This window comes from Pantoea conspicua (assembly GCF_002095315.1).
Lineage (GTDB): Bacteria > Pseudomonadota > Gammaproteobacteria > Enterobacterales > Enterobacteriaceae > Pantoea > Pantoea conspicua.
In genome coordinates, this window is record NZ_MLFN01000006.1 from 54,581 (window position 1) to 72,341 (window position 17,761).

15 protein-coding genes are annotated in these 17,761 nt (G+C 55.5%); all 15 read right to left on the minus strand.

The genetic code is table 11. The features are described from left to right. Positions 1 to 15: 15 nt before the first annotated feature. Positions 16 to 480, minus strand: coding sequence for a GNAT family N-acetyltransferase (locus HA41_RS04105; protein WP_094119702.1), 465 nt, complete (start codon positions 478 to 480; stop codon positions 16 to 18). Between the two features lie 130 nt (positions 481 to 610). Next, positions 611 to 2,068, minus strand: coding sequence for an NADH-quinone oxidoreductase subunit NuoN (gene nuoN, locus HA41_RS04110; RefSeq protein ID WP_031376228.1), 1,458 nt, complete (start codon positions 2,066 to 2,068; stop codon positions 611 to 613). Between the two features lie 6 nt (positions 2,069 to 2,074). Further along, positions 2,075 to 3,595, minus strand: coding sequence for an NADH-quinone oxidoreductase subunit M (gene nuoM, locus HA41_RS04115; RefSeq protein ID WP_094119703.1), 1,521 nt, complete (start codon positions 3,593 to 3,595; stop codon positions 2,075 to 2,077). 210 nt (positions 3,596 to 3,805) lie between these two features. Continuing rightward, the gene (gene nuoL / locus HA41_RS04120; RefSeq protein ID WP_094119704.1) at positions 3,806 to 5,641 is read right to left on the minus strand and encodes an NADH-quinone oxidoreductase subunit L; all 1,836 of its coding nucleotides are present in this window, start codon (positions 5,639 to 5,641) and stop codon (positions 3,806 to 3,808) included. Next, positions 5,638 to 5,940 (minus strand): NADH-quinone oxidoreductase subunit NuoK, encoded by a 303-nt coding sequence (nuoK, locus tag HA41_RS04125; RefSeq protein WP_003854236.1) that lies wholly within the window; start codon positions 5,938 to 5,940, stop codon positions 5,638 to 5,640. Before nuoK ends, nuoL begins: the two co-directional genes overlap by 4 nt. Further along, positions 5,937 to 6,488 (minus strand): NADH-quinone oxidoreductase subunit J, encoded by a 552-nt coding sequence (nuoJ, locus tag HA41_RS04130; RefSeq protein WP_031376231.1) that lies wholly within the window; start codon positions 6,486 to 6,488, stop codon positions 5,937 to 5,939. The genes nuoK and nuoJ overlap by 4 nt, the downstream gene beginning before the upstream one ends. Before the next feature lie 10 nt (positions 6,489 to 6,498). Beyond that, positions 6,499 to 7,041 (minus strand): NADH-quinone oxidoreductase subunit NuoI, encoded by a 543-nt coding sequence (gene nuoI, locus HA41_RS04135; RefSeq protein WP_031376232.1) that lies wholly within the window; start codon positions 7,039 to 7,041, stop codon positions 6,499 to 6,501. A gap of 11 nt (positions 7,042 to 7,052) precedes the next feature. After that, positions 7,053 to 8,030 (minus strand): NADH-quinone oxidoreductase subunit NuoH, encoded by a 978-nt coding sequence (nuoH, locus tag HA41_RS04140; RefSeq protein ID WP_046288193.1) that lies wholly within the window; start codon positions 8,028 to 8,030, stop codon positions 7,053 to 7,055. After that, positions 8,027 to 10,750 carry an NADH-quinone oxidoreductase subunit NuoG gene (gene nuoG, locus HA41_RS04145; protein ID WP_094119705.1) on the minus strand — a complete coding sequence of 908 codons (2,724 nt, stop codon included), beginning with the start codon at positions 10,748 to 10,750 and terminating at the stop codon, positions 8,027 to 8,029. The genes nuoH and nuoG overlap by 4 nt, the downstream gene beginning before the upstream one ends. Before the next feature lie 115 nt (positions 10,751 to 10,865). After that, a complete protein-coding gene (gene nuoF / locus HA41_RS04150) occupies positions 10,866 to 12,206 on the minus strand; it encodes an NADH-quinone oxidoreductase subunit NuoF (protein WP_208612741.1) in 1,341 nt (446 codons plus the stop codon). A gap of 2 nt (positions 12,207 to 12,208) precedes the next feature. Beyond that, positions 12,209 to 12,724, minus strand: coding sequence for an NADH-quinone oxidoreductase subunit NuoE (gene nuoE, locus HA41_RS04155; protein WP_046288191.1), 516 nt, complete (start codon positions 12,722 to 12,724; stop codon positions 12,209 to 12,211). A 2-nt stretch (positions 12,725 to 12,726) separates the two neighbouring features. Further along, positions 12,727 to 14,526, minus strand: coding sequence for an NADH-quinone oxidoreductase subunit C/D (nuoC, locus tag HA41_RS04160; protein ID WP_094119707.1), 1,800 nt, complete (start codon positions 14,524 to 14,526; stop codon positions 12,727 to 12,729). A 116-nt stretch (positions 14,527 to 14,642) separates the two neighbouring features. Next, positions 14,643 to 15,320, minus strand: coding sequence for a NuoB/complex I 20 kDa subunit family protein (locus HA41_RS04165; RefSeq protein ID WP_009089012.1), 678 nt, complete (start codon positions 15,318 to 15,320; stop codon positions 14,643 to 14,645). Between the two features lie 15 nt (positions 15,321 to 15,335). Next, positions 15,336 to 15,779 carry an NADH-quinone oxidoreductase subunit A gene (locus tag HA41_RS04170; RefSeq protein WP_031376237.1) on the minus strand — a complete coding sequence of 148 codons (444 nt, stop codon included), beginning with the start codon at positions 15,777 to 15,779 and terminating at the stop codon, positions 15,336 to 15,338. Between the two features lie 656 nt (positions 15,780 to 16,435). Continuing rightward, on the minus strand, positions 16,436 to 17,359 hold the full coding sequence (lrhA, locus tag HA41_RS04175; protein WP_094119708.1) for a transcriptional regulator LrhA: 924 nt from the start codon (positions 17,357 to 17,359) through the stop codon (positions 16,436 to 16,438). Positions 17,360 to 17,761 lie beyond the last annotated feature (402 nt).

Here is a 17,761-nt window from a genome sequence, read left to right on the forward strand (position 1 = left end):
TGGCCTCGCCTTTTTTTATCCTGTCGTGGCGGCTTTCTGCATATCAATGTGCGGAATGCCATCTTCGGGGTAAGTCTCACCGATCGGTACAAAGCCGTGCTGGCTATAGAACGCCTGCAGATGCGCCTGCGCGGAGAGAAACAGATCCCGTCCCGGCCAGTGCTGCTGGCAGCTCGCCAGCGCCTCAGTCATCAGGCGGTTGCCCAGCCGGGCGCCTCGCACGCTATCTGACACAATCACCCGGCCGATCTTTACCGGGCTGGACGTATCAACCGGGGCCAGCAGCCGCGCATAGGCGACCAGCTGGTTATTGTGCATCCCCAGCAGATGACGGTTGTCACCCTGCAAATCCTGCCCATCCACATCCAGATAGACGCACTGCTGTTCAACCACAAACACTGCACAGCGCAGTGCCAGCAGCGCATACAGCTCGGTGGTGGTCAGGTCACGATGATGTTTATCCCGCCAGATTATGTCCATACTTTCTCCTTGTCAGCTTGTTCACTTTAGCGGATCAGCCTGTGGCGAAACAGATCCCCGCCGCGCGGCAGGTAAATTACAGGCAAAAAAAATCAGGCCCGCAGGCCTGATTGTTCGGTAAGGGTCGAACTTACATCAGCGGCTGGGCCATCTGCACCAGCGTAATCAGCGGCTGCGGGTAGACCCCTAACAGCAGCACCAGAATCGCTGAGATCAGCACCACCACGCCGCCAGCGGTAAAGGCCCAGTTAGCCGGCGTATCGCGGGTATGCAGTTCCGGCGGGCTGAGGTAGAGGCTCACCGTAACGCGCAGATAGTAGTAAAGACCAATCGCACTGCCCGCGACCACGGCACCGGTCAGCCACCACAGGTGTGCACTGACGCCCGAGGCGATAACGTAGAATTTACCGATAAAGCCGAGTGTCATCGGGATACCGGCCAGTGACAGCATCATCACCGTCATCACGGCTGACAGGATCGGACGATGCCAGAACAGACCGCGATAGGAGTAAAGCGAATCGGCGTCCGGGCCACGGTACGGGCTGGACATCAGACTCACCACGCCAAACGCGCCGAGGCTGCTGAACAGGTAACCGGCCAGATAAACCCCGGCTGTTTCCAGCGACAGCTGATGATCTTTCACTGCAATCAGCGCTACCAGCAGGTAACCGAGGTGAGCGATTGAAGAGTAACCCAGCAGACGCTTGATGTTGCTCTGTGAAATCGCCATCAGGTTACCGAACAGGATCGAGACGAATGCAATCACGCCCAGCACGGTCCGCACCGCTTCACTATCTGTCACCGGTGCATACATGAACAGACGCATGATCACGCCGAAAATCGCAATTTTGCTGGCAGTCGCCAGGAAAGTAGAAACCGGCGCAGGCGCACCCTGATAAACATCGGGCGTCCAGAGATGGAACGGCACCAGCGACAGTTTAAAGCCGAGACCGATAATCATCATGCCCAGGCCCACCAGCAGCAGCGGCTCCTGAATCATGCTGTCGGTCAGGCTCTTGCCAAGCGTCACAAAGCTGAGGTTACCGGAATCAGCGTAAATCAGCGCAATACCAAACAGCAGGAACGACGAAGCCGCCGCCGACAGGATGGTATATTTCAGTGCCGCTTCCAGTGAACGTTTCTGCCGGAAGGCGTAGCCGATCAGACCAAACAGCGGCAGTGACAGCAGCTCAATGCCGATGAACAGCGCGGCCAGATGGTTAGCGCTGGCCAGCACGATGCCACCGAGTGCCGCAATCAGCACCAGCAGATAGAACTCATCTTTGTTGTCGGGGAAATCCGTCAGCCATGGATAAGCAAAGGTACAGGTTGCCAGACTCGCCAGTACAACCAGCGCGGTATAAAAGATGGAATAGCCATCAACCCGCAGCAGCGGTGTGACATCCATCGCCCCGACCTGGCCGACAAAGTAGAGTGACAGCAGCGCCAGGTTCAGGCCCACCACCGTTAGCGTGGCGTTAACGAAGTGGTTGCGTCGCCAGGCAATGGACAGCATCACAACCACCACCGTCAATCCGACGATTAACAGCGGCAGCAACGCGATCAATTGTTGAGGAGTTATTGTCATGGCGAATTACGGCCTTGTAGTTGAAATTGAAGCGGTAAACCACTGCTGAATATTGCTCATGGCAGCGTGCGAAGTATCCAGAATCGGCTGTGGATAGACGCCCAGCAGCACCAGCAGCACCACCAGTACCCCGATAGTCAGAAACTCACGCGGCGACATGCCCGGCAGCGGATCTTTAGATTTCGCTTCGCCGTAGTAAGCGCGCTGCATCATCACCAGCGAGTAGACCGAGGCGAACACCAGACCAAAGGTCGCGATGACGATAATCACCGGCACCACCTGGAAGCTGCCGGTCAGAATCATAAATTCGCCGACGAAGTTACCGGTGCCCGGCATCCCGAGGTTAGCCACAGCAAAGAACAGCGACAGGCCTGGTATCCATTTAATCCGGGACCACAAACCGCCCATCTGACGCATGTCACGGGTATGCAGACGCTCATACAGCTGACCACACAGGATGAAGAGTGCGGCGGCTGACAGGCCGTGCGCGATCATCTGTATCACCGCACCCTGGAACGCCAGCTGGCTGCCGGTGTAGATCGCAATCAGTACAAAGCCCATGTGGGAGATCGAGGTGTAAGCGATCAGACGTTTAATATCGGTCTGAGAGAACGCCATCCAGGCACCGTAGAAAATACCGATGATGCCTAACCACATGGCAATCGGCGCAAACTCGGCAGAGGCGTTCGGGAACAGCGGCAGGCTGAAGCGCAGTAAACCGTAAGCCGCGGTCTTCAGCAGAATACCAGCCAGATCCACCGAACCGGCGGTTGGCGCCTGGCTGTGCGCATCCGGCAGCCAGCCATGCAGCGGTACCACCGGCATTTTTACCGCGAAAGCGATAAAGAAGCCCAGCATCAGCAGATACTCGACACCGCTCGACATCGGCGTTTTCAGCAGCTGTTCGTAGTTAAAGGTCCAGACGCCGGTGGCGTTGTAGTGGACGAAAACCAGTCCCAGAATCGCAATCAGCATCACCAGACCTGACGCCTGGGTATAGATGAAGAATTTGGTGGCGGCAGTAATACGGGTTTTACCGTCAGAGGCTTTATGACCCCAGAGCGCGATGAGGAAGTACATCGGCACCAGCATCATTTCCCAGAAGAAGAAGAACAGGAACATATCGATGGCAAGGAACACCCCGATCACGCCACCCAGAATCCACATCAGATTCAGGTGGAAAAAGCCCTGATACTTTGAAATCTCATTCCAGGAGCAGAGCACCGCCATCAGGCCGAGCAGGCCGGTCAGCACTACCATCAGCAGCGACAGACCGTCGATGGCGACATGGAAACTGATGCCGAAGCGTGGAATCCAGGGTACGGAGAAACTTGACTGCCACTGCGGAATGCCCGCTGCCTGCGTCAGTGAATAGCCTCCCTGCAACCAGAGTTGCAGCGAAAGCGCCAACGTCAGCCCCATGGTAATCAGCGCGATCCAGCGTGGCACCTTCGCGCCAAGGCGCTCGGTCAGCCAGCAAATCAGACCACCGACGAAGGGTATGATAATTAGCCAAGGTAATAACACGGCACACTTCCCTTTTTTTTGTCTATGTTCGGGCTATCTTACTCGCCAGTTTCATCCCCGGCAGTGCTCGCAATCCTCACATACTTTAGTATGCTCCGGTTGCTGTGCGCTGGCGGTGATGAAACTGACGTCGACGATAACGCCCTTACCTGAGACAACTTTTGACATTCTCAATGGGCAAGTTAAACAACCTGCCCCGCTCATCAATCTTTAAATCACCAGCATCAGGGCCAGCACCACTACGGCACCGACACTCATTGACGCGACATACCAGCGCAGATACCCGTTTTCACTCACCACCAGACCTTTATTGGCGATACGTGAGAACAGCGCAGGCAGGTTCATCAGGGCATTCAGCGGATCGCGTTTCAGCAGCCACGCGATACCGAGGTAAGGTTTGACGAACACTTTGTCGTAGAGCCAGTCGAAACCCCAGGCCGCGAACCACCAGGTACCGAAGAAACGGCCCGGTGCGCTGTTGGCGATCTTCGTTACCAGCTCACGTTTGCCCAGCCACAACGCGGCAGCAATCAGAATGCCGACGATAGCGACCACGCCAGAGGTGATTTCCAGTCCCACTTTACCCGCTTCACCAAATTCATTGGCCGGCAGCACGCCAGCCAGTGGCGGCGTAATCAGCGCGCCGATGAAGGTAGAGAGCAGCAGCAGGACAATCAGTGGCAGATGATGGGTAATGCCTTTACCGGCATGCGCATGAATTTTCTCTTCGCCGTGGAACACGATGAAGATCATGCGGAAGGTGTAGATTGAGGTCAGGAAAGCGCCCACCAGGCCGGCAACCATCAGGTTGATGTGACCGTTAGCCAGTGCGCCAAACAGGATCTCATCTTTACTGTAGAAGCCTGCGGTAATCAGCGGCAGTGCCGCCAGTGCCGCGCCGCCCACCAGGAAGCAGGTGTAAACCAGCGGGATGCTCTTACGCAGGCCGCCCATCTTAAAGATGTTCTGCTCGTGATGGCAGGCCAGAATCACTGAACCGGAGGAGAGGAACAGTAACGCTTTAAAGAAGGCGTGCGTCATCAGGTGGAAAATCGCCGCATCCCACGCCTGGACGCCCAGCGCCAGGAACATGTAGCCAATCTGGCTCATGGTGGAGTAAGCGAGTACGCGTTTGATATCGGTTTGCACCAGTGCGGCGAAGCCAGCCAGTACCAGGGTAATCGCCCCGATAATGCCGACCAGATGCAGCACTTCCGGCGTCAGCAGGAACAGACCGTGACTACGGGCAATCAGATAGACACCCGCGGTCACCATGGTCGCGGCGTGAATCAGTGCCGAAACCGGTGTCGGACCGGCCATCGCATCGGCCAGCCAGGTCTGTAATGGCAGCTGTGCCGATTTACCGACCGCGCCACCCAGCAGCATCAGCGTCGCCCACTGCAGCATGTGGTTGTCTGCGGCAAAGTGCGCCGGTGCCAGTTCCATCATCTCGCGGAAGTTCAGCGTGCCCAGTTCGTTGTAGAGAATGAACAGCGCGAACGCCAGAAACACATCGCCGACACGGGTGATGATGAACGCTTTCATCGCCGCTTTGCCGTTGTCCGGATTGCTGTAGTAGAAGCCGATCAGCAGGTAAGAGCAGAGCCCTACCCCTTCCCAGCCGAGATACATCAGCATCAGGTTATCGGCCAGCACCAGAACCACCATGCTGGCGATAAACAGGTTGGTATAGGCGAAGAAACGCGAGTAACCCTCTTCACCGCGCATGTACCAGGAGGCGAACATGTGGATAAAGAAACCGACACCGGTGACTACTGACAGCATGGTCAGTGACAGGCCGTCCAGGGTCAGATTGACCTTCATGTCAAAGTTGCCGACATGCATCCAGGTCCAGAGCGCCTGAGTATAAGCCTGCTGACCGTTGGCGAAGAAGTCGACGCCGACCATCACCGTGGTCAGCGCTGCCAGTCCTACCGATCCCATACCAATCGCGGCCGACAGGTTTTCTGACCAGCGACCACGGGAAAACGCTAACAGCAGGAAGCCGATTAGCGGAAACAGTACTGTTAAATAGAGAAGATTCATCCGCGCATCTCGCTCACAGTGTCAATGTTCAGCGTCTGACGACGACGATAGAGCTGGAGCAGCAGCGCCAGGCCAATACTGGCTTCGGCTGCGGCCAGGCTGATCGCCAGGATATACATTACCTGTCCATCGGCCTGACCCCAGTAACTCCCGGCCACCACCAGCGCTAACGCGGCGGCGTTGATCATGATCTCAAGGCCGATCAGCATAAACAGCAGGTTGCGGCGGATCACCAGCGAAGTCAGTCCGAGGACGAACAGCACGGCAGCAAGTATCAATCCATGTTGTAACGGGATCATGCATTCTCCTTTTTCGCTTGCGCGGCGTCAGAAACGCGGTTGCTGAGCACTTCACCCTGACGATCTTCACGACCGACGTGAAACGCCACCACCAGACCCGCCAGCAGCAGCATGGAAGCCAGTTCCACCGCCAGCACGTAAGGACCAAACAGGCTGATACCGACCGCTTTCGCGTCGATAATGGTGCCGTCAATGCCCTGATCGTTGGCGGTGAGGATGGCGTAAACCATCACCACCAGCAGCAGCAGCGACACCAGGCCAGGTCCAATCCACAGTGACGGACTCAACCATTCGCGTTCCTGCTTCTCCGTCTGTTTGCCCAGGTTCAGCATCATCACCACGAAGACGAACAGCACCATAATCGCACCGGCGTAGACGATGATCTCCAGCGCGCCGGCAAAATAGGCACCCATCGAGAAGAAGACGCCCGCAATCGACAGCAGCGAAATGATCAGGTACAGCAACGCATGTACCGGATTAGTGTGGGTAATGACGCGCAACGTCGTCAGCACCGCCACCAGCCCGCAAAGATAAAACGCAAATTCCATGCCTTGCTCCTTAAGGTAATAAGCCTTTGACGTCGATAGGCTTGGCTTCATTTTCCGCTTCGCCCTTATCTTTACCGTCAATCGCCATACCCGCCATGCGGTAGAAGTTGTATTCCGGATATTTACCCGGACCCGAGATCAGCAGATCGTCCTTCTCATACACCAGATCCTGACGCTTGAACTCACCCAGTTCAAAATCGGGCGTCAGCTGAATCGCCGTGGTCGGACAGGCTTCCTCACACATGCCGCAGAAAATGCAGCGTGAGAAGTTGATGCGGAAAAACTCCGGGTACCAGCGACCATCTTTGGTTTCTGCTTTCTGCAACGAAATACAGCCGACCGGACAGGCCACGGCGCACAGGTTACAGGCCACGCAACGTTCTTCGCCATCCGGATCGCGGGTTAACACGATGCGGCCGCGATAGCGTGGTGGCAGATAAACCGGCTCTTCCGGGTACATCTGCGTTTCACGTTTGGCGAAGGCGTGCAGGCCAATCAGCCAGATACTGCGCACTGTCGTGCCAAAGCCAACGACAATATCTTTTAAAGTCATTTGTTAACCCCTTACTGCGCTGTGTAGAGAATCACTGCGGCGGTCGCCAGCAGGTTCAACAGCGTCAACGGCAGACACACTTTCCAGCCGAACGACAGCACCTGGTCATAGCGTGGACGCGGAAGCGCAGCACGAATCAGGATGAACATCATCATAAAGAACGCCGTTTTCAGGGCGAACCAGATGAACGGCGGCAGGAATGGGCCATGCCAGCCACCAAAGAACAGTGTCACAATCAGCGCTGAAACGGTGGTAATCGCCACATATTCGCCGACGAAGAACAGGCCGAACTTCATACCGGCATATTCGATGTGGTAACCATCGGCCAGTTCCTGTTCCGCTTCCGGCTGGTCAAACGGGTGACGGTGACACACCGCAACGCCCGCAATACAGAAGGTCACGAAGCCGAAGAACTGCGGAATGATGTTCCACAAATGGGTCTGGCTGTTAACGATATCGTTCATGTTGAACGAGCCCGCCTGCGCGACCACGCCCATCAGCGACAGTCCGAGAAACACTTCGTAGCTCAGGGTCTGCGCAGAAGCACGCATCGCACCCAGCAGCGAGTATTTGTTGTTACTCGACCAGCCAGCGAACAGCACGGCGTAAACCGCCAGGCCCGCCATCATCAGGAAGAACAGCAGACCGATATTCAGGTCCGTGACCATCCAGGTTGGCGAAACCGGCACAATGGCAAATGCCAGCAGCAGCGATACAAAAGCGATAACCGGTGCCAGGGTAAAAATAAAACGGTCGGTAAACGGCGGGACCCAGTCCTCTTTAAAGAACATTTTGATCATATCCGCTACCAGCTGCAGCGAGCCGCCCCAGCCTACCCGGTTCGGTCCGTAACGGTTCTGGAACAGGCCGAGCAGACGACGCTCGGCAAAGCTCATGAACGCGCCACAGGCCACAACCACCAGCAGAATGACGATGGCTTTACCGATGGCCAGCAGAATGTCGATAACATCCGGTGTTAACCAGCTCATTGCGCCGCCTCCTGCAGTTTGTCGATTTTACCGTTCGCCAGGAACGGCGGTACGCCCGGCATGCCCAACGGCAGACCAATCTGTCCCGCCTGCAGTGATGCAGAGAAACGGACCGGCAGACGCACCGTTTCACCGGCACAGGTGAACTCCACGGCAGCACCATTGTTGACGCCCAGTTTCGCCGCATCATCCGGGTTAATCACCAGCATCGGCTGCGCCATACGCTGCTGGAACACCGGTGAACGCTGTGACATCTCTTCACTACCAAACAGCTGGTAATACGGGGCCACGCGCCATTGCGCTTCACTGACGAACGCCGCAGGGACGTTGCTGAACCATGGCAGCTGGGCTGCGCTGGCTTCAAACAGGCGGACGCCCGGATCGCCATTACGTAGTTTGCCGCCCACTTCGACCTGGAATTTGTTCCACGCCTGCGGCGAGTTCCAGCCCGGAGCCCAGGCAAACGGAATCTGCGAGCGCGGTGCGCCTGGCTGGTTGTTCCCTTCCATCGAGAAGGCAAACATGGTGTCCTGATCCTGCGGCTGACGCGGTTCGTGCACGCTGATATTGGCGCGCGCGGCGGTACGGCCACTGGAACGGTGCGGTGAACGCGACAGTTTCTGTCCGCGAATACGGAAGCTGGCATCCGGTGCCGCATCTTTAATGCCGGCCAGCTGTGGCAGATGACTCACTACCGCATCAATCACGTGATCCAGTTGCGTCCAGTCGACGTGACGGCTTTCCAGCGTGCTGTGCAGCGAATGCAGCCAGCGCCAGCTTTCCAGCATCACAATGCTGTTGTCATAGTAGGAGGGATCGTAAACCTGGAAGAAACGCTGTGCGCGGCCTTCGTGGTTAATCGAGGTCCCGTCACTTTCGGCGAAGCTGGCGGTCGATAACACCAGACCGGCTTTCTCCAGCGTGGCGGTGCGCTGATGATCGACCACAATCACGTTGGTGGTCTGTGCCAGTGCCGCATCAACCAGCGCTTTCGGTGCGTGACGATAGAGATCGTTTTCCAGCACAACCAGCGCATCGGCTTCACCGCTGCTCAGCTGCTCCAGCGCACTCTCCAGCGGATTGCCGCCCATCAGGCCAAGACCTACGCTGTTGGCGTGTCCCGCCAGCAGCGTAAGCCCGACATCGGCACCGCGCGCCTTCAGCGCTTTCGCCACGTTGGCTGCCGCTTCGATCATCGCGCTGCTGCCGGAGTGGGTCCCGGAGATAATTAACGGTTTTTTCGCACCGGCCAGCGCCTGCACGATGACATCCATCTTGCCGTTCAGCTTGCTGTCGAAGTCGGTCACTGCCGGAGCGGTTTCATCCAGCGCATTGGCGATGGCAAAACCGAGTCGCGCCTGATCTTCAACCGGGGCGCGATAGCTCCATGCCGCGATATCATCCAGACGGGTTTCATCAACGTTGGTAATAAACAGCGGATGTTTGGCGTTCTGACCGATGTTGAGGATCGCCGCAATCTGCCAGTCTGCCACTTTCTGGGCCGCCGCCATGTCGCGCGCTTTGCCTTTTACCGCCTGACGCACAGACAGCGCCACGCGTGCGCCAACCTGGGTCAGATCTTCACCCAGCACCAGCACCGCATCGTAGCTTTCGATTTCACGCAGCGACGGCGTGTAGATCCCGCCTTCACGCAGCACCTTAAGCATCAGTTCCAGTCGGGCCTGTTCGCCAGCCGGCATACCGGTGGAGAAGTTTTCTGCGCCAACCAGTTCACGCAATGCGAAGTTACTTTCAATGCTGGCGCGTGGCGAACCGATACCAATCACTTTTTTCGCCTGACGCAGCAGATCCGCGCCGGCATTCACTGCCTGTTCTGCGTTGAGTGTCACCCAGTCGTTGCCGCGCAGCAGCATTGGCTGACGAGGACGATCTTTGCGGTTGACATAGCCATAACCAAAACGGCCACGGTCACACAGGAAATAGTGGTTTACCGTGCCGTTGTAGCGGTTCTCAATACGGCGCAGTTCACCGTAACGCTCACCCGGGCTGGTGTTACAGCCGACGCTGCACTGCTGGCAGATACTCGGCGCAAACTGCATATCCCATTTACGGTTATAGCGTTCGGAGTGGGTTTTATCGGTAAATACGCCGGTCGGGCAGATCTCAACCAGATTACCGGAGAATTCGCTCTCCAGCGTGCCATCTTCCGGGCGACCGAAATAGACGTTGTCGTGCGCACCGTAAACACCCAGATCTTTGCCGTCAGCATAATCTTTGTAGTAACGCACGCAGCGGTAACAGGCGATACAGCGGTTCATCTCATGGGAAATGAACGGGCCAAGATCCTGATTGCGGTGAGTACGCTTGGTGAAGCGATAACGGCGGAAGCTGTGGCCGGTCATCACTGTCATATCCTGCAGGTGACAGTTACCGCCCTCTTCACATACCGGGCAGTCGTGCGGATGGTTGGTCATCAGCCATTCCACCACGCTTTCGCGGAACTCTTTCGCTTCGCCATCATCGATGGAGATAAATGTGCCATCAGAAGCCGGTGTCATGCAGGACATGACAAGACGACCGCGGGTATCTTCGGCATTCTGGAATTGCTTTACCGCGCACTGGCGGCAGGCCCCAACGCTTCCCAGCGCCGGATGCCAGCAAAAATAAGGAATATCAAGGCCCAGAGAGAGACACGCCTGTAGCAGGTTGTCCGCTCCGTTCACATCATACTCTTTACCGTCTACATGGATTGTAGCCATAGTGACATGCTTCCGTAAGGCTCGTCAGAAACGAGCGTTAATCATATTCTTGCCCCGACACACTGACGATTGTCGGGGCGGCGGCACCAGGCCTGATTCCGTATCCTGCGGTGAATTACCAGCGCGCTTTCAGCAGGTTTGGCTGAATCCCGCCAATCGCGCGGGTATTACCGAACACCTGCGGCGCCATGCCGGCTTCAAACTCTTCACGGAAATACTTAATCGCACTCTGCAACGGCTCAACCGCACCCGGCGCGTGTGCGCAAAAGGTTTTACCCGGACCGAGCTGACGGCAGAGTTGCAGTAAGGTTTCGATGTCGCCTGGCTGACCCTGTTTCTGCTCCAGCGCACGCAGAATTTTCACGCTCCACGGCAAACCGTCACGGCACGGCGTACACCAGCCGCACGATTCACGGGCGAAGAACTCTTCGAGATTGCGCACCAGCGAAACCATATTGATTTCGTGATCGACCGCCATCGCCAGCGCCGTACCCAGACGGCTGCCCGCTTTACCAATGCTGGCAAACTCCATTGGCAGATCCAGGTGCTCATCGGTCAGGAAGTCGGTCCCTGCCCCGCCAGGCTGCCAGGCTTTAAAGCGCAGTCCGTCACGCATCCCGCCAGCATAATCTTCCAGGATTTCACGTGCGGTAATACCGAACGGCAGTTCCCAGACGCCAGGATTTTTCACCCGACCAGAGAAGCCCATCATCTTGGTACCGGCGTCGTCGCTTTTCGAGATCCCTTTGTACCAGTCGACGCCGTTAGCCAGGATGGCCGGCACGTTTGACAGCGTTTCCACGTTGTTGACGCAGGTCGGTTTACCCCATGCGCCCGCGCTCGCCGGGAACGGCGGTTTGGAACGCGGGTTAGCACGACGGCCTTCCAGCGAGTTAATCAGCGCCGTCTCTTCGCCGCAGATATAGCGGCCCGCACCGGTGTGAACAATCAGCTCGAAGTCAAAACCGGTGCCGAGAATGTTTTTACCGAGATAGCCCGCTTCGGTCGCTTCTGCAATCGCCCGACGCAGATGCACCGCCGCTTCAATGTATTCGCCGCGCAGGAAGATGTAGCCACGGTAAGCCTTGAGTGCGAAGGCGCTGATCAGCATCCCTTCCACCAGCTGGTGCGGCATCTGCTCCATCAGCAGGCGGTCTTTATAGGTGCCTGGCTCCATTTCATCGGCGTTACACAGCAGATAACGGATGTTCATCGACTCATCTTTCGGCATCAGGCTCCACTTCAGCCCGGTGGAGAAGCCTGCACCGCCACGCCCTTTCAGCCCAGAGTCTTTCACCGCCGCCACGATTTCATCAGGCGACATGCTGTTAAGCGCTTTTTCAGCACCGGCATAGCCGTTTTTACTGCGGTATTCATCAATCCACACCGGCTGCTTGTCATCGCGCATCCGCCAGGTGAGTGGATGGGTTTCAGCAGTACGAATGATAGTTTTCAATGTCATTGATACTGCTCCAGCAAAGTGGCGATGCCTTCTGGCGTCAGATGCACATGGGTATCTTCATCCACCATCATCGTTGGCCCTTTATCGCAGTTACCCAGACAGCAGGTTGGCAGCAGCGTGAAGCGTCCGTCCGCTGTGGTCTGGCCCGGTTTGATATTCAGATTCTGTTCCAGCGCCGCCTGAATGCCCTGATAACCGGTGATGTGACAGACAACGCTGTCGCAGTAGCGGATCACATGACGGCCGACCGGCTGACGGAAGATCTGGCTATAAAATGTCGCTACACCTTCAACGTCACTGGCCGGAATACCCAGCACCTCAGCGATGGCGTGGATCGCGCCATCCGGCACCCAGCCGCGCGCTTTCTGCACGATCTTCAGCGCTTCGATTGAAGCGGCACGCGCATCTTCGTAGTGGTGTTTTTCGTGCTCAATGGCGTGATGCTCTTCCGCGCTCAGCACGAAGACCTCGTTGGGGTCGATCGTTTTAATGGCAATGTGTTGATCGTGCATAATTAGCGGTCCACGTCTGACATAACAAAATCGATACTACCGAGGTATACGATCAGGTCGGATACCAGGCTGCCACGGATCACGGATGGAATCTGCTGCAGATGCGGGAAGCTAGGCGTACGCACGCGGGTGCGGTAGCTCATGGTGCTGCCGTCGCTGGTCAGGTAGTAACTGTTGATCCCTTTGGTCGCTTCAATCATCTGGAAGGATTCGTTGGCCGGCATTACCGGGCCCCACGAGACCTGCAGGAAGTGGGTGATCAGCGTTTCAATGTGCTGCAATGTGCGTTCTTTCGGCGGCGGCGTGGTCAGCGGGTGATCGGCTTTGAACGGACCTTCCGGCATGTTGTTCAGGCACTGTTCCAGGATACGCAGTGACTGCCACATCTCTTCCATCTTCAGCTGGACGCGGCTGTACGCATCACTGATGCCTGAACCGGTCGGGATTTCGAAGTCGAAGTTTTCGTAGCCGGAGTACGGACGCCATTTACGCACGTCAAAGTCGAGACCGGTGGCGCGCAGACCCGCACCGGTGGTGCCCCACGCCAGCGCTTCTTCCATGTTGTACGCGGCAACCCCTTTGGAACGACCCACCAGCACGCTGTTGCGCAGCGCGGCTTTGTCATATTCCTTGAGGCGCTTCGGCATCCAGTCAAGGAAGTCACGCAGCAGACGTTCCCAGCCTTTCGGCAGGTCGTGTGCCACGCCACCAATGCGGAACCAGGCCGGGTGCATACGGAAGCCAGTAATGGCTTCAACCACGTCATAAATTTTCTGGCGATCGGTAAAGGCAAAGAACACCGGCGTCATGGCACCGACGTCCTGAATAAAGGTCGAAATGTAGAGCAGATGGCTGTTGATGCGGAACAGTTCTGACAGCATCACGCGGATCACATTAACGCGATCCGGCACCACGATACCGGCCAGTTTCTCCACCGCCAGCACGTAAGGCATTTCATTAACGCAACCGCCGAGATACTCGACGCGGTCGGTGTAAGGAATGTAGCTGTGCCACGACTGACGTTCACCCATCTTTTCGGCACCGCGATGGTGATAACCGATGTCAGGTACGCAGTCGACAATCTCTTCGCCATCCAGCTGCAGAATGATGCGGAAAGCCCCGTGCGCTGACGGGTGGTTAGGACCGAGGTTGAGGAACATGAAGTCCTCATTAGCGGTACTGCGCTTCATTCCCCAGTCTTCCGGCTTGAAGGTCAGCGCCTCCATCTCCAGATCTTCTTTCTGTTTGGTCAGCGTAAACGGATCAAATTCTGTGGCGCGCGCCGGGTAATCCTTGCGCAGCGGGTGACCTTCCCAGGTCGGCGGCATCATGATGCGGGTCAGGTGCGGGTGACCATCGAAGGTCACACCAAACATCTCCCAGGTTTCACGCTCATACCAGTTGGCATTCGGGAAAAGACGGGTGAGGGTCGGCAGGTGCATATCATTTTCAGATAACGCTACCTTGAGCATGATGTCGCGATTGCGTTCAATCGACAGCAGATGATAGAAAACGGAAAAATCCGCGGCAGGCAGGCCTGCGCGGTGGGTGCGTAAACGCTCATCCATGCCATGCAGGTCATACAGCATGACGTAGGGCTTGGGTAGTTTACGCAGGAACCCGGTGATTTCCAGTAGCTGTTCACGCTTCACCCAGACCACCGGAATCCCGGTGCGGGTCGCCTGAACGGTAAAGGCATCCGGCCCAAAACGGTTACGCAACTCGCCGATCACCGGGTCATCAAGGTGATCACGGGTTTGCCATGAAGGCTGAGCGAGATCTTGCGTGGTCAAATCTGTCATACGTTACTCACCATTCCGGCCTGGTCTCAGGCACTCAAATGAAGGCGTCAGGATGGGGCCATGCATTAAATTGTGATGTTCTGCTGCAGGCGCGTTTTGCCATCCATACGGTTAACTTACACTTCGTCCGGGCTACGCAGGTTAGTGACCGCAATGCGCTCACCGCGTTTTCTCTCACGCTCGGACTGCATGTTGGCGCGGTAAACACCCTGATCGCCAACCACCCACGACAGCGGACGACGCTCTTTGCCAATCGACTCCTGCAATAGCAGCAGCGCCTGCATATAGGCTTCCGGGCGCGGCGGGCAGCCAGGGATATACACATCAACCGGCAGGAATTTATCCACGCCCTGCACCACGGAATAGATGTCATACATGCCGCCGGAGTTCGCGCAGGCACCCATTGAGATCACCCATTTCGGCTCCAGCATCTGGTCATACAGACGCTGAATCACCGGGGCCATTTTGGTAAATGGCGTACCGGCGATCACCATAAAGTCGGCCTGACGCGGTGAGGCGCGCATAACTTCAGCACCAAAACGTGCCACGTCATGCACGGCGGTAAACGAGGTCGTCATCTCTACATAACAACAAGAGAGGCCGAAGTTGTAAGGCCACAGGGAGTTTTTACGCCCCCAGTTCACCATGTCGTGCAGGGCATTTTCGAGTTTGCCCATGTAAACGCTGCGATGAACGTGCTGCTCCAGCGGATCGCTGACGATTTCCTGCTTTTGCAGAGGATAACGGTCGTTCTCACCACCGTTCGGGTCTATGCGGGTGAGCGTATAGTCCATCTTATTGCCTCTCTTTTACTGCTTGTGAGGATTGGTGTGACTGATCGTGGTGGTTTTAACCACGACGCGGCGACGAGCAGGAGCCCAATCGAGTGCGCCAATGCGTACCAGATAGACCAGGCCCGCCAGGAGCACCAAAATGAAAATTGCGGCTTCCACAAAGCCGACCCAGCCGCTTTCACGGATTGAGGTCGCCCATGCGTATAAAAAGAGGGCTTCGACGTCGAAGATGACGAAAAACATCGCAACCAGATAGAATTTGGCCGACAGGCGGATATGGGTGTCGCCTACTGACTCAATGCCCGACTCGAACGGCGTGTCTTTATGACGCGCGCGCGCTCTGCCGCCAAGCAGCCATCCTCCGGTCAACATGAAAGCACACAGGCCAAATGCGATGACGATAAAGACGATAAACGCCCAATGCTGAGCGATGATTTCGGTGGTAGTTGACATACTCATTGCTTACTCATCAAAAGTGGCGCTGGCATCCTGCACGCGTTTCCCGCAGCAAACTGACCACATCGATTCAAGGGAAGGATAAAAACCTTTTAAATGTCGCTGTTATTCTTAAATAAGCAGCAATTTTATGGGGTTTTTTACTCCTTTCTATAACCTTTTGTCAACTTTGACAAAAGTATCCAAACATTATTTCACACCTGCATCATATTATTAACAAATGATGCCCCGCTTTCCAGCTAAATCGCTTCAGTCTGTAGGGTTAATTTTAGTGTAGCGGGTATTTACACGCATGGATCGTGCATTTAACAAACATATTTTGACAGGTATCTGCGGGTTTTCCTTCCCCTTATCAGGGGTATTTTTTTGATCCAGAACACACTTCTGCCCTTTTTGCGTTAAATTTCTCCATTTTTCCACACAAGGCGAAACGAAGCGTCCGTTTTTTTGGTGGGTAAATTTCAGTTACAGCAGAGATGAAATTAATTGCAGCAGGTGACTATCAGAACAGGGGGCTGGCGAACCGGAAATCGTGGTCAGCAATCATCAGGCGGGTAAAAAAAAGCCTCTCATTCTGCTTACAGAATGAAAGGCTTTTTTTATCGGAGTTTTGTCCCACTCATTCCGCACATTTTCTGTGCAGCATGATGACAACGAACTTACTCTTCGTCGTCCAGTAACAGCGTACCATCCGGATTTGCACTCAGATTGTACGGATCATTGGTTGACTGCATGGCATTGAAGATTGCCAGTGCCAGTTCGTTATCGCTGTCAGGATTGCGACACAGCAGATACTGGGTATCCGGCAGCACCGGCAAACCTTCTGCTGCGCCCATTACCCGCAGTTCCGGACTCATCATCTCGACCGGACGTGCCGTCACGCCCAATCCCGCTTTAACCGCCGCACGAACCGCAGCCAGCGTTGACGCAACGTACGAAATACGCCACGGGATGCCCGCTTCATTGAGATGATCGATTGCCATGTCGCGATAAGGACTCGGCTCATCCAGCAACACCAATGGAATGGCTTCGCCACGCTGGAAAATGTAATCTGCCGCGCAATACCACAATGTCGGTGACGAGCGCAGAACCTGATAGGTGAAATTGCCCGGGCTGGAGGTCGTGACCACAAGGTCGACTTCGCCCTGATTGAGCATTTCCATCATGAAAGGGTTACGTTTTACCCGCACATCAATTGCCAGCTTCGGATAAACCGAGGTAACCCGGTTTAGCAGGAACGGGAGGATAGTGTCAGAGGTATCATCGGACGCGCCAATCGTCAGCACACCCTGAATATTGCTGTACATCAGGGAGGTGCAGGCTTCGTCATTAAAACGAAGGATTTTTCTGGCGTAACCTAAAAGCTGGATTCCGTGCTCGGTTAATAGCTTATTACGTCCATGTCTGGCAAACAGCTCTTTACCTACCAATTGTTCCAGACGTTGCATCTGCTGGCTGACGGCTGATTGCGTTCTGCAGACCGCTGCAGCGGCCGCGGCAAACGTATTCAGATCAGCAACGGCAACGAAGGTTCTCAGCAGATCGAGGTCGAGATTCAGTATCGGACGATTTGCATTAGTCATGTTTTTCTTCACTTATTAGATTTTTACGAACTACTACCCTGGTGTTATTACTAAGCTTATCAAAGAGATAAACAGTAATGGTGCTCAATGACAGTCCTGTGTTAAGACTGACACAAAAAATTTCACTGACATTTACAGACCGCTGAAGACCCGTCAGAAGATCAACAGGATCAGGAAGACAGATACAACTTCTGAATCGAAGGCGCGGGGTGCGCGAATGCAGGAAGCTGCGTAGTTGTCTTATTCCCACCCAAAATAGCGAGGCGGGACAAAATGTGCGATGTTGCGCCCGTTAAAGCGGAGCGGCAAGATGCACTAAATAATAAATTATACTTAATCATTTTTGACTTCAAAATGGAAATGATTTTGTGAAAACCGCTGTAAATTTTGTGCTAAAGGCAT

Coding starts and splice junctions, on each gene's coding strand:
- HA41_RS04105 (WP_094119702.1), bottom strand. CDS start 480: ATGGACATAATCTGGCGGGATAAACATCATCGTGACCTGACCACCACC.
- nuoN (WP_031376228.1), bottom strand. CDS start 2,068: ATGACAATAACTCCTCAACAATTGATCGCGTTGCTGCCGCTGTTAATC.
- nuoL (WP_094119704.1), bottom strand. CDS start 5,641: ATGAATCTTCTCTATTTAACAGTACTGTTTCCGCTAATCGGCTTCCTG.
- nuoK (WP_003854236.1), bottom strand. CDS start 5,940: ATGATCCCGTTACAACATGGATTGATACTTGCTGCCGTGCTGTTCGTC.
- nuoJ (WP_031376231.1), bottom strand. CDS start 6,488: ATGGAATTTGCGTTTTATCTTTGCGGGCTGGTGGCGGTGCTGACGACG.
- nuoI (WP_031376232.1), bottom strand. CDS start 7,041: ATGACTTTAAAAGATATTGTCGTTGGCTTTGGCACGACAGTGCGCAGT.
- nuoH (WP_046288193.1), bottom strand. CDS start 8,030: ATGAGCTGGTTAACACCGGATGTTATCGACATTCTGCTGGCCATCGGT.
- nuoG (WP_094119705.1), bottom strand. CDS start 10,750: ATGGCTACAATCCATGTAGACGGTAAAGAGTATGATGTGAACGGAGCG.
- nuoE (WP_046288191.1), bottom strand. CDS start 12,724: ATGCACGATCAACACATTGCCATTAAAACGATCGACCCCAACGAGGTC.
- nuoC (WP_094119707.1), bottom strand. CDS start 14,526: ATGACAGATTTGACCACGCAAGATCTCGCTCAGCCTTCATGGCAAACC.
- HA41_RS04165 (WP_009089012.1), bottom strand. CDS start 15,320: ATGGACTATACGCTCACCCGCATAGACCCGAACGGTGGTGAGAACGAC.
- HA41_RS04170 (WP_031376237.1), bottom strand. CDS start 15,779: ATGAGTATGTCAACTACCACCGAAATCATCGCTCAGCATTGGGCGTTT.
- lrhA (WP_094119708.1), bottom strand. CDS start 17,359: ATGACTAATGCAAATCGTCCGATACTGAATCTCGACCTCGATCTGCTG.